Annotated in this window: 13 protein-coding genes; 7 read left to right on the forward strand and 6 right to left on the reverse strand. The window is 75.3% G+C overall.

The window, feature by feature from the left end; translation table 11 throughout:
* Positions 1–72: 72 nt before the first annotated feature.
* Both EF903_RS20630 and EF903_RS20635 read left to right on the forward strand, forming a co-directional pair.
* On the forward strand, positions 73–783 hold the full coding sequence (locus tag EF903_RS20630) for a hypothetical protein (protein WP_125545310.1): 711 nt from the start codon (positions 73–75) through the stop codon (positions 781–783).
* 76 nt (positions 784–859) lie between these two features.
* A complete protein-coding gene (locus EF903_RS20635; protein WP_125545313.1) occupies positions 860–1522 on the forward strand; it encodes a PH domain-containing protein in 663 nt (220 codons plus the stop codon).
* A 6-nt stretch (positions 1523–1528) separates the two neighbouring features.
* On the opposite strand, the gene EF903_RS20640 is transcribed toward EF903_RS20635, so the two are convergent.
* Both EF903_RS20640 and EF903_RS20645 read right to left on the reverse strand, forming a co-directional pair.
* The gene (locus EF903_RS20640; RefSeq protein ID WP_125545315.1) at positions 1529–1966 is read right to left on the reverse strand and encodes a hypothetical protein; all 438 of its coding nucleotides are present in this window, start codon (positions 1964–1966) and stop codon (positions 1529–1531) included.
* Positions 1967–2127: 161 nt separating this feature from the next.
* The gene (locus EF903_RS20645; RefSeq protein ID WP_185902739.1) at positions 2128–3291 is read right to left on the reverse strand and encodes a calcium-binding protein; all 1164 of its coding nucleotides are present in this window, start codon (positions 3289–3291) and stop codon (positions 2128–2130) included.
* Between the two features lie 181 nt (positions 3292–3472).
* Between EF903_RS20645 and EF903_RS20650 the strand changes: the two genes are divergently transcribed.
* Positions 3473–4057: a VanZ family protein gene (locus tag EF903_RS20650; RefSeq protein ID WP_185902740.1), complete on the forward strand. Its 585-nt coding sequence runs from the start codon at positions 3473–3475 to the stop codon at positions 4055–4057.
* Positions 4058–4098: 41 nt separating this feature from the next.
* Positions 4099–4299, forward strand: a complete 201-nt coding sequence (locus EF903_RS20655) for a PspC domain-containing protein (protein WP_114053858.1) — start codon at positions 4099–4101, stop codon at positions 4297–4299.
* Positions 4300–4360: 61 nt separating this feature from the next.
* Here EF903_RS20655 and EF903_RS20660 read toward each other — a convergent pair whose 3' ends face one another.
* The 3 genes from EF903_RS20660 to EF903_RS20670 form a co-directional block, all read right to left on the reverse strand.
* Positions 4361–5128, reverse strand: a complete 768-nt coding sequence (locus EF903_RS20660; RefSeq protein WP_125545319.1) for a hypothetical protein — start codon at positions 5126–5128, stop codon at positions 4361–4363.
* Between the two features lie 171 nt (positions 5129–5299).
* Positions 5300–5572 (reverse strand): hypothetical protein, encoded by a 273-nt coding sequence (locus EF903_RS20665; RefSeq protein WP_114053856.1) that lies wholly within the window; start codon positions 5570–5572, stop codon positions 5300–5302.
* A gap of 126 nt (positions 5573–5698) precedes the next feature.
* Positions 5699–6859, reverse strand: coding sequence for an adenosine deaminase (locus EF903_RS20670; RefSeq protein WP_125545321.1), 1161 nt, complete (start codon positions 6857–6859; stop codon positions 5699–5701).
* A gap of 115 nt (positions 6860–6974) precedes the next feature.
* On the opposite strand from EF903_RS20670, the gene EF903_RS20675 reads away from it, so the two are divergent.
* The 3 genes from EF903_RS20675 to EF903_RS20685 all read left to right on the forward strand — a co-directional run bounded on the left by EF903_RS20675 (position 6975) and on the right by EF903_RS20685 (position 9538).
* On the forward strand, positions 6975–7697 hold the full coding sequence (locus EF903_RS20675) for a dienelactone hydrolase family protein (RefSeq protein WP_125545323.1): 723 nt from the start codon (positions 6975–6977) through the stop codon (positions 7695–7697).
* Between the two features lie 64 nt (positions 7698–7761).
* Positions 7762–8130: a cupin domain-containing protein gene (locus EF903_RS20680; protein ID WP_125545325.1), complete on the forward strand. Its 369-nt coding sequence runs from the start codon at positions 7762–7764 to the stop codon at positions 8128–8130.
* A 340-nt stretch (positions 8131–8470) separates the two neighbouring features.
* Positions 8471–9538: a LuxR C-terminal-related transcriptional regulator gene (locus tag EF903_RS20685; RefSeq protein WP_125545327.1), complete on the forward strand. Its 1068-nt coding sequence runs from the start codon at positions 8471–8473 to the stop codon at positions 9536–9538.
* On the opposite strand, the gene EF903_RS20690 is transcribed toward EF903_RS20685, so the two are convergent.
* Positions 9454–10509: a LysR family transcriptional regulator gene (locus EF903_RS20690; RefSeq protein ID WP_260615678.1), complete on the reverse strand. Its 1056-nt coding sequence runs from the start codon at positions 10507–10509 to the stop codon at positions 9454–9456. The genes EF903_RS20685 and EF903_RS20690 overlap by 85 nt on opposite strands.
* Positions 10510–10712 lie beyond the last annotated feature (203 nt).

Below are 10712 nucleotides of genomic sequence, written 5' to 3' on the forward strand. Positions count from 1 at the left end.
CCGCCCGCCCGCCCGAGAACACGCGGCATGCGGCTCTCCCGCCTATCCTCGACATCAGCTCCAGGAGTCGTCATGCGTACCGCCTTCGCCCTCCGCACCTCGCTTCTCACCGCCGCCCTCGCGGGCGCGCTGCTCTGGCCCGCCGCGAGCGGCGTGCACACGGCCGTCGCCGCGCAGGCCCCGCAGGGCGTGTCCGCCGGCCACGGCGGCGGCGCGGCGTCGGACGGCGCCGACCGGTACGCGGGCGAGCCGGTGTACATCGGCGAGGGGCTCGTCGCGGTGCTGCGGAACGGGGCGGAGGGCCCCGAGGCCTGGATCCGCGCCGTCGGCACCAGGTGGAAGCCCGGCGACACGTACATGGTGCGGGTGCTCGCGCTGCTGGACCGGAGCCACCCCGGGGACACCGTCAACGGGCTGGGGCTGCGCCTGGCCAAGGCCGACACCGATGCGCCGGTGCTCGTCGTCACGCAGGACGGGGCGACGGCGTCGTACCCGCTCCCGGCGAAGGGGGCGGCCGTGAAGCCCGCCGAGGCCCCGGCCGCCGCCCGGCCCGCGGCGGCGCCCGCGATCGAGGGACCGGCCCCGGCCGTGCATGCGGGGGCGGCGGCCGCGCCCGCGGCGCTCGTCACGACGGCGGCCCACGGCGCGGCGTACGAGCCGGCGGCCTCCGCGGAGGACGGCGACGACACGGTGACGGCGGCGGCGGGCGCCGGGCTGCTCGCGATCACCGGCACGATGGCCGCGGCCCGGCTGCTCCGCTCCCGCCGCGGCGGCCGCGCCTGACCGGCCCGTTCGGCGGTCGGGAACGGCGGTCCGCAGGGGCTCGTCGTCCGGGGGCGGGTGAGGCAGAATCGGGCGCATGAGCAGCCAGCAGCCTCCTGACGAGCCGGTCTACGACGACCGGGTCTACCGCTCCCCCATGGCCGTGGTCACCGGGGTCCTGCTGCTGGCGCTGATCGCATGGCTCTGCGGCGACGCGATCGTCCGGGGCGAGGGGTCGGCCCGCTGGTTCGGGGCCGCCGCCGCGCTCTTCGCGGTGCCGCTGATCGTGGCGTTCACGATGCGCCCGGCCGTCTTCGCCAACGAGGACCGGATGCGGGTCCGCAACCCGTTCCGCGTGGTCGAGCTGCCCTGGGCGGCCGTGGACGCGGTGCGCGCCGGGTACTCCGCCGAGGTGCTGGCCGAGGGGTCCACCTACCAGCTGTGGTCCGTCCCCGTCTCGCTGCGCGAGCGGAAGAGGGCGCAGCGCGGGCGGCTCAGCCGCCGCGGCGGGCTAACCGGCCGCGGCCTGGCCGTGAAGCCGTCCGGGCCGGAGGCCGTCGGCGCCGCCGCCGACGGCTCCGCCGCCGAGCCGCAGCGGGCGTACGCGGACCGGGTCGTGGACGAGCTGCGGGACCTCGCCGAGCGCGGGGCCTCGCGCGCCGGCGCCCAGGGCGGCGTACGGGTGCGCTGGTCCTACGAGGTCATCGCACCGGCCGCCCTGGGCGCCGTATCGCTGGTCGTACTGTTCGCGCTGCGCTGAGGGGCGTCAGACGCGAGCGGTCCGCGGGTCGTGCGGGTCGTGGCACAGGGCCCAGATGACGAAGATCGCGATGGCGATGGCGATGATCGACCACCAGGGCTGGTACGGCAGCCACAGGAAGTGCGCGATCAGCGACAGGCAGGCCAGCGCGATGCCGGCGATGCGGGCCCACAAAGCGCCGTTCTTGAGCAGGGCCAGCCCGGCCGCCAGGGCCAGGATGCCGAGGATCAGGTGGATCCAGCCCCAGGCGGTCAGGTCCAGCTTGAAGACGTAGTCGCCGATGCGCTGGTAGACCTCGTCCTCGGCGATCGCGGCGATGCCCTCGAAGATGGCGAGCACGCCGATGACGCCGAGCAGGACGCCGGCGAACACGGTGCCGCCGGTCGCCCAGTCGCCGGTGCCGCCGGGCCGGCCGGCGGGTGTGTGAGTGGGTGTGGTCGACATTGCGCCACCTGGCCTCTCGCTCGTACGGGTGGGGCCATTCGAGCGTGCGGGGGTTCTGCCGCCGGGGCGAGCGGCCGTGGGCCGAACGGGTGACGGGCGTCGGCCGTGGCCCGCGCCCGTGGCGCGGCCGCCGGCCCCGCGGCTCCGCCCGTGCGGCGCCGTCAGAGTTCGCAGTCGATGCGGACGTTCGTGCCGGTTTCCCCGTCGCAGTCGTCCGAGCCGGTGAGGCCGTTCAGGGTGTCGTTGGCCGGGCCGCCGCGCAGCAGGTCGTCGCCCGATCCGCCGGTGAGGAAGTCGATGCCGCCCGCGGTGCCGACGGAGTCCCGGGCGAACCGGGAGTCGGTGTTGTCGCCGACAATCAGGTCGTTGCCGCCGCGGCCGTCGATCACGTCGTTGCCCGCGGTCGCGCCGGCGGGGTCGCCGAGGCCGCTGTCGCCGGCGAGGACGGTCTCGTCCGCGCTGCCGCCCAGGATGCGGTCGTTGCCGGAGCCGACGGCCTTGCCGGAGTAGGCCCGGTGGTCGCCCCAGGCGCCGTACCCGCCGTCCGCGCCGAGGTCGATGAGGTCGTCGCCGCCGCTGCCGGCGGTGTCGCCGAGGACCGAGGCGCTGTCGCCGACCGCCTGGCCGTCCTCGCCCTCGCCCTCCAGCAGGACGTCGTCGCCGGCGCCGGTCGCGCCGCGGAACCCGCTGGAGTCGCCGGTCAGGCCGTCGCTGTCGCGGCCGCCGTCGAGGCGGTCGTCCGCCCCGCCGGCCGCGCGGTCGCCCGCGCTGTCGCCGATCAGGGAGTCCTCGCCGTCGCCGCCGAAGAGCAGGTCGGCGGAGGCGCCGTCGGCCGTGCCCTGCACGGCGAAGTGGTCGCCGACAATGGTGTCTGGCCCGCCGCCGCCGACGAGGTGGTCCCGGCCCGTCGGACCGGAGGCCCCGCCGGCCCAGGCCGCGTCGTCGCCGACGATCAGGTCGGCGCCCGGGCCGCCGTCGGCCTGGTCGTCGCCCGCCCCTCCCGCGATCCTGTCCTCGCCCGCGCCGCCGATCAGGACGTCGCCCTCGCCGAGGCCGCAGATGAGGTCGTTGCCGTCGCCGCCGTCGAGGACGTCCCGCCCGGCCGTTCCGATGAGGACGTCGTCCCCGGGCGTGCCGCGGGTGCCGGTGGCGGCCGCGCCGAAACAGGTCGCGGCCGCGCCCGCCGTGTCCGCCGCGTGGGCCGGGAGCGCGCCGAGCCCGGCGAGGGCTGCCGCCAGGACCTGCGCCCCGACGAGGGCGGCGATCCGGCGGGCGGGCCGGCCGGGCCGGGCGGGGCCGCGGCGGTCTCTTCGGGGTCCGGGCATGGCGCTCTCCTTCCGCGGCATCCGGTATGCGTCGCGTGGCGCTCACTGTGCGTGACGCGTGCCGGTGCCCGGGAGGGGCGCGTCCACAGCCTCCGTATTTTCATCCGATCGGCTTCTCATACGACTCCCCTGGTCGGGGGCATACGGAACCGAAGCCGCCGCGGGCTGCGTCCACGGTGGTGTGCAGCGTCATGAGGTCGGCCACTGCGCCGCCACCGCCCTACACCTGCGGCTCCGGCTCCTCGGCGGGGCCCTGCTGGTCGCCCACCTGCTCCTCGTCGGCTGGCTCACCCTGCGTCCGCTGGACGTGCCGTGGGCGGCGGCCGCGAACCTGACGCCGTTCGAGGGCATCCGCGCCGATCTGGAGAACGGCCCCGTCGCGGCGGCCCGGCGGATCGGCGCGGGCCTGGCGCTGCTGGCCCCGCTCGGGGTGCTGCTGCCTCTGGCCGGCGGGAGCCTGGCGCCGTCCCCGCTGGCGGCCTGGTCGTCGCTGGTGCGGACCGCGGCCGCGGGGGTGCTCGTCTCGATCGGCATCGAGATGCTGCAGAGCTCGGTCCCGGGGCGCGTCGTGGACGTGGACTCGGTGCTCCTGAACACGGTGGGCGTGGTGCTGGCGCACGCAGCGGTGGTCCCGGCGGCGCGGGCGCGGATGCGGCGCACGCGGGCGGCGCGGGCCGAGGCCTCTCAGGGGTCCACCCCGAGAATTGCCAGGGTCGGGCTCGGACCTTGGACCGACGTTCTGTCGGCGGTGCCGCGGGAGTATTGAGGCATCACGGGAAAACCGTGAATGTCGACGGAGGAGATCCCATGAGCGCCCTTGTTCGCCCCCGTGACGGCCGCTGGATCGGCGGCGTCTGCGCCGGACTGGCGCGCCGTTTCGGAATGTCCGCGAACACGATGCGGCTGATATTCGCCGTCTCGTGCCTGCTGCCCGGGCCGCAGTTCCTGATCTATCTGGCGCTGTGGCTGCTCCTGCCCAACGAGAAGCCGTCCGCCGCCGCCTGGTGACGGGCGGGCCGCCGCCGGGCGGTGCGGCGGCCCGGCCGGTCCGGCGTCCGCGGCCCGCGGGTCAGGCCGCGCGGCGGACCTTCTCCAGCTGCTTGTCGGCGACCTCCTGCGGCACCTGCGCCTTCTGCCCGGCGGCCGACACGTTGAGGGCCATCAGGCGCACGATCGTGTCGCCCTCGCGGACGACGACCACGTGGACGTGTGCGGAGACGCCCTGGGCGGCCGCGGTGGTGGTCCAGCTGACCGTGTCGTCGCCGGCCGTGCGGTATCCGGCGGCCCGGACGTCGCGGTAACTGCCGCTCTGGTTCTGGACGGTGGCCGTGAACCCGGTGCCGCAGGCGGCGACGGCGTCCTTCAGCCGCGAGACGAGTGCCTTGGCGTCCCGCTCGGCGTAGGAGCTGACGGAGGCGGAGACCGCGAGGCCGATCTCCTTCTGGGAGCCGATGCCGCGGTTGACGGTCTCGCGGGCGGCCGGGTCGGGCTTGTCGCCCATGATGTCGGCGAGGGGCTGGCAGGTCCTGCGGTCGGCCTGGGGCTGGCCGTCGGGGGCGGCCGGGTTCTTGCCCTGGGCGGAGACCTGGTAGCCGGGCAGGTCGCCCGGGGCCAGGGCGGAGCGCTCCAGCCCGCTGCCGCCGGACGGCGGTGCGGCCGGGGTGGAGGGGATGCCCGCGGAGGGCGTGCCGGAAGGTGCGGTGACGGGGGCGGAGCCCTTCTGGTCCGGCGTCTTCCCGCCGCCGGGGCCGCTGCTGCAGGCGGCGGCCCCCAGAACGAGGGCGGGCAGCAGGGCGGCGGCGACCGCTCCGGTGGTGGTTCGTGGCTTCGTACGCATGACCGGTGACCTCTCCCCCGGCGGTGCCGGGCGCGTCCCGCCCGGGCCTCGGCGGCGGTTGGCGGGGATCCTGGCACACGGCACCGCGCGGCGCACACCTGGTCGAACCGGCGTGCGCCGCGCGGGCACGCTTGCGAATCGAAGGGGATCCCGGGACGGATCCGGGGTGGATCAGCCGCCGAGGGCGCCGTTCAGCGGGAGGCCGCCGAGGGTGGGGCCGAGCGCGTTGGCCAGCTCGCCGACCGGGGCCGCCGGGTCGCTGGACTCCTGGCCGTCCGCGTTGACCTGCTGCTGGCTGGTGAGTCCCTGGAGGGCGCCGGTGGCGGTGCCGAGCGCGTCGGTGAGGCCGACGGCGGGGGTCGCCGAGGCGGTTCCGGCAGCGGCGGCGGCGAAGGCGGCACCCATGGCGGCGGCACCGAGCATCTTGGCGGCTGACTTCTTCATGAAGGATGTCCTTGCGACGGGGAACTGGGCGGCTCCGCAACCTAGCCACTGCAAACCGGCGCCCGCAAACATCGGGAAATACGAAGAAGCGCCCGGGAATTGCTCTTCCCGGGCGCCCCGCTTTCGTCAGGCCGTGGCCTGGGTTCCCACAGAACCGCTGGTGGAGGCGGTCTGCCGGAACAGCCATTCCGACTTCAGCTCCGCATAACCCGGCTTGATGACGTCGTTGATCATCGCGAGTCGTTCATCGAAAGGAATGAACGCGGACTTCATCGCATTGACGGTGAACCACTGCATGTCGTCGAGCGTGTAGCCGAAGGCCTCGATCAGGTGCTCGAACTCGCGGCTCATGCTGGTGCCGCTCATCAGCCGGTTGTCGGTGTTGACCGTCAGGCGGAAGTGCAGCTTCCGTAGCAGTCCGATCGGGTGTTCGGCGTACGAGGCCGCCGCGGCGGTCTGGAGGTTCGACGTCGGGCACATCTCCAGGGGGATGCGCTTGTCGCGGACGTACGAGGCGAGGCGCCCCAGCGTGACGGAGCCGTCCTCGGCGACCTCGATGTCGTCGATGATCTTCACGCCGTGGCCCAGGCGGTCGGCGCCGCACCACTGGAGGGCCTGCCAGATCGACGGCAGGCCGAAGGCCTCGCCCGCGTGGATCGTGAAGTGGTTGTTCTCGCGCTTGAGGTACTCGAACGCGTCGAGGTGGCGGGTGGGCGGGAAGCCCGCCTCGGCGCCGGCGATGTCGAAGCCGACGACGCCGTTGTCGCGGTAGCGGTTGGCGAGCTCGGCGATCTCCAGCGCGCGGGCGGCGTGGCGCATCGCGGTGAGCAGGGCGCCGACGCGGATGCGGCGCCCGGCGGCCCTCGCGCGGCGCTCGCCCTCGCGGAAGCCGTCGTTCACGGCCTCGACGACCTCTTCGAGGGTCAGGCCCGCCTCCAGGTGCTGCTCGGGGGCGTAGCGGACCTCGGCGTAGACGACGCCGTCCTCGGCGAGGTCCTCGGCGCACTCGGCGGCGACCCGGAAGAGCGCCTCCTTCGTCTGCATGACGGCGCAGGTGTGCGCGAACGTCTCCAGGTAGCGGGGCAGGGAGCCGGAGTCGGCGGCGTCCCGGAACCAGGTGCCCAGCTTGTCGGCGTCGGTCTCGGGCAGCTTGTCGTAGCCGGTCGCGCGCGCCAGCTCGATGATCGTGCCGGGGCGCAGTCCGCCGTCGAGGTGGTCGTGGAGCAGCACCTTCGGGGCACGGCGGATCTGGTCCGGAGTGGGCGGGTTGGAGGTCTCGCTCGTCATCTGCGCACTCTAACTCCTACGCGCGTAGAGCGCGTGGGCGGCGTGAGGCTCCGATATCCAACAGAGACCGTACGGAGGGGGTTGCGTACACCTGTCAGTCTGAGACTGTTCCGCCATGTCACATCTTGCGCCGCCGGCGCGCGGGGCCCGCCTGGGGCGGGCGTCCGGCGCGAACGGCTCGGTCTCGACGGTCAACGGCGTGGTGCTCCTCCTCCCGGGCGGGTCCCGGTGGGCGCCCGGCCCGGTGCCCGCGCTCGCGCGGGCCCTGGCCCGGGCGGGCGGGGCGGACGGCCTGGTGGTGCACACGCTCGCCTACGGCGGCCGCGGCTCCCGCGAGCAGGACGCCCGCTGGGCCGCGGACGAGGCCGTGCGCCGCTACGGAGACGTCCCGGTCTGCCTCGCCGGGTACGGCGGGGGCGGCCGGGCGGCGCTGCTCGCCGCGGGCCACGAGGCCGTCAACTGCGTCGTCGCGCTGGCCCCTTCGCTCGGTCCGGCCGCGGACCCGGACTCGCCCGAACCGGTGAAGCAGCTCTCCGGCCGGCAGGTGCTCCTCGTGCACGGGACGAACGACTCGCACAGCGACCCGGAGTCCTCCTTCCGGCTCGCCGAGCGCGCGAAGAAGGCGAACCGGGCGACCTGCCGCTTCGAGGTGCACTCCGACGGCCACCGGTTACGGGAGCACCGGTCCGAAGTGGTCTCCCTCGCCGTGGACTTCGTCCTCGGGGCGGTGCTGTGCGCCCGCTGGTCCCGGCCCGTGGCCGACGCCCTGGCCGCACCGCCGCCGCTCGGCCTGCGCATGCCGCTGGCCTCGGGGTTCGGCCGTTCGCTGCGGAGCTGAGCGCAAGGCCGCGGCGTAGAGTGGAAGAGGACTCGGGGGCAGCGCGCTCCGGGAGGCGATGGGCATGGCCATGGTCCGCAGGAACTTCGACAAGGCCGACGAGACGCGGCCCTTCGTGGACGGCACGGGCCGGCTCGACCTGATCCAGGTCGAGGGCGGAGCCGTCGGCCGCGCCGTCTTCGAGCCGGGCTGGCGCTGGTCGGAGCACGTCAAGCCGCTCGCCGGCACCGACAGCTGCCAGTCCGCGCACACCGGGTACGTGGTGAGCGGGCGGATGCACGTCGTCATGGACGACGGCGAGTCGGACGACTACGAGGCGGGCGACTTCATGCAGATCGCGCCGGGGCACGACGCCTGGGTCCTCGGCGACGAGCCCTGCCGGGTCGTCGACTGGACCGGCTTCGCCGGCTACGCGCAGTCGGCCGGCGGCTGACGCCCGCGCCATGGGGCGGCGGCGGCCGCACCGGTCCACCGCGGGCCGGCCGTTCCGCCCCCTCTCGGTCGGACGGCCCCGGGCTGCCGGGTGCGGCCACCGCCGTACGCGCACCTGCGCACCGGGCGGCCGCCGTACGGCGGGACGCGGCCGGGCAGGATGCGGACCGCCGTGGTCGTCGGCCGTCCGCGCACCATCCCGCCGATCCGCGCTTCCCCCTCCCGGTGCCCCCACTCTGCCGGTTCCGGACGCCTGGAGTCCGCCAGGCCGGGGGTCGTCTTGCCGCCTTGCGGGAACACGAGGGGTTTACGAACAGCAGCAATCCGGGACGAATACGCACATGCCCGCCGAGGAACCCGCACCCGCCGCCGGAGGCGAACTGAGCCCCGCCGCCCGTCGCCTGTACGCGTACGCCGTCGAGCGGCACTCCTTCGCCCCCGCCGAGGCGACCGCCGCCCTCGGGGCCGGGACCGCGGCCGCCGTCGCCGAGCTGGCCGCCGCCCACCTCCTCCAGCGGGCCCCCGGCAGCGGCGGCGAGCGGTGGTGCGCCGTCGCCCCGCGCGCGGCGGCCGCCCGGGCGCTCGCCCCGCTGGCGCTGCTCGTCCGGGAGACCCACGACGAGATGGACCGGCTGCGCGGCAGGCTGGAGGCGCTGGTGCCGGCGTACGAGGCCGGGGCGGCCCTGCGCGAGCGCACCGGGCCCGGGAGCTGCGATCTGGAGACGGTCACCGACCTCGGGGCGGTACGGGCGCTGATCACCGAGCTGGCCGCCGGCTGCGAGCGCGAGCTGCTGACCTCGCAGCCGGGCGGCGCCCGCCCCCAGGAGACCCTCCAGGAGGCGATCGGGCGGGACGAGTCGCTGCTGGCGCGCGGGGTCCGGATGCGGACGATCTACCAGCACACGGCGCGCTACTCCCGGCCCACGGCCGCGTACGTGGAGCGGGTGACGGCGCTCGGCGCGCAGGTGCGGACCCTCGGCGACGGGCTGATGCGGATGCTGATCTTCGACGGGCACACGGGGCTGATGGCGGTGCCCGACCGCACCGGGGCCGCCCTGGTGGTGCGGGAGCCGAGCGTCGTGCACTTCATGGCCTCCGCCTTCGAGCGGTCCTGGCTGAAGGCGGAGCCGTTCCCCACCACGGTCAGCCCGGAGGCCGCCCGGACGCTCTCGGACGAGCTGCGGCAGACGATCGTACGGCTGCTGTCGGAAGGGCTGGAGGACAAGGTCATCGCGCGCCGGCTCGGCATGTCGGAGCGGACCTGCCAGCGCCACATCGCCGGGATCATGCGGGCGGTCGGCGCCAAGTCCCGCTTCCAGGCGGGCTACTTGCTCTCGGCGGCCGGGCCCGGCTCCGCGGCGGGAGCGGAGGCGGGAGCGGTCGCGGAGGGGCCGGCGGCCGGCTCCTGAACCGGGGCGTGCCACTCCGGGATCAGCCGTCCGCGCCGCGACAGCAGGAACCGCTTGAACTGCGCGACCGGCGGGGTGTCGGGGTGGCCGTCGAGCCAGGCGACGCCGATCTCGCGGACGGCCCGCGGCGCGGTCACCGTCAGCTCGACGACCCCCGGCCGGGGGACCGCGGGCGGCGGCAGCAGGGCCACCCCGAGGCCGGCGGCGACCAGGCCGCGCAGCGTCTCGGCCTCCTCGCCCTCGAACGCCACGCGCGGGGCGAACCCGGCCTCCGCGCACAGGTCGTCGGTGATGCGGCGCAGGCCGTAGCCCGGCTCCAGGGTCACGAACACCTCCTCGGCGGCCTCGGCGAGGCGGATGCGCTTGCGGCCGGCGAGGCGGTGGTCGTCGGGGACGACCAGGCGCAGGCGCTGCTCGTCGAGGCGGCGGGCCACGAGGTCGGGGGCGTCGGGGAGCGGCGAGGTCAGGCACAGGTCGAGCTCGCCGGCGCGCAGCCGCTCCAGCATCGCCTCGCCGTAGTTCTGGACGAGGGAGAAGCGGACGCCCGGGTGGTCGGCGCGGAAGGCGCGGATCAGACCGGGTACGGTCTCGGGGCCGAGGGTGTGCAGGAAGCCGAACGCCACCTTGCCGTGGGCGGGGTCGGCGTCCTGCTGGACGGATCCGGCGGCGCGGGCGATCTCGGCGAGGGCCTTCTCCGCGGAGGCGAGGAAGGTCCGCCCGGCCGTGGTCAGCGCGACGGTTCGGCCGCGGCGCGCGAACAGGGCGACGCCCAGGTCCTGTTCGAGCCGGACCATGGCCCGCGAGAGGGTCGACTGCGGGACGCCGAGCTCGTGGGCGGCGCGCGTGACGTGCTCGTGGCGGGCGACCGCGGCGAAGTACGCCAGCCGCGGGGCCAGCAAACCTGTCACGGCCATGTCTTCTTCGTAACGGTTCGTTGACATGCGCCCTCCTGAGCAGCGCTGATGCGCCAGTGGATCGATTATCGCGATTCTGTGCATTGGACGCATGAAACGGGCCGGGTCTACGGTCGTTGCATGCCTCCCGCTCATACCGGGGCACCCGTCCGCACGGGTGCCCCGGTGCGCGCCCCAGGCGGGCGACGGCCGCCGCCCCGGCCCGAGCCACGCGTCCCCGTCACAGCTTTGCGGGCCCCCCGCCCCGCGTGCCTCGGCGC

The sequence above is a fragment of the Streptomyces sp. WAC05292 genome, from assembly GCF_003949955.1.
Lineage (GTDB): Bacteria > Actinomycetota > Actinomycetes > Streptomycetales > Streptomycetaceae > Streptomyces > Streptomyces globosus.

Coding starts and splice junctions, on each gene's coding strand:
- EF903_RS20675 (WP_125545323.1), top strand. CDS start 6,975: ATGTCACATCTTGCGCCGCCGGCGCGCGGGGCCCGCCTGGGGCGGGCG.
- EF903_RS20645 (WP_185902739.1), bottom strand. CDS start 3,291: ATGCCCGGACCCCGAAGAGACCGCCGCGGCCCCGCCCGGCCCGGCCGG.
- EF903_RS20680 (WP_125545325.1), top strand. CDS start 7,762: ATGGCCATGGTCCGCAGGAACTTCGACAAGGCCGACGAGACGCGGCCC.
- EF903_RS20635 (WP_125545313.1), top strand. CDS start 860: ATGAGCAGCCAGCAGCCTCCTGACGAGCCGGTCTACGACGACCGGGTC.
- EF903_RS20640 (WP_125545315.1), bottom strand. CDS start 1,966: ATGTCGACCACACCCACTCACACACCCGCCGGCCGGCCCGGCGGCACC.
- EF903_RS20655 (WP_114053858.1), top strand. CDS start 4,099: ATGAGCGCCCTTGTTCGCCCCCGTGACGGCCGCTGGATCGGCGGCGTC.
- EF903_RS20665 (WP_114053856.1), bottom strand. CDS start 5,572: ATGAAGAAGTCAGCCGCCAAGATGCTCGGTGCCGCCGCCATGGGTGCC.
- EF903_RS20670 (WP_125545321.1), bottom strand. CDS start 6,859: ATGACGAGCGAGACCTCCAACCCGCCCACTCCGGACCAGATCCGCCGT.
- EF903_RS20630 (WP_125545310.1), top strand. CDS start 73: ATGCGTACCGCCTTCGCCCTCCGCACCTCGCTTCTCACCGCCGCCCTC.
- EF903_RS20685 (WP_125545327.1), top strand. CDS start 8,471: ATGCCCGCCGAGGAACCCGCACCCGCCGCCGGAGGCGAACTGAGCCCC.
- EF903_RS20660 (WP_125545319.1), bottom strand. CDS start 5,128: ATGCGTACGAAGCCACGAACCACCACCGGAGCGGTCGCCGCCGCCCTG.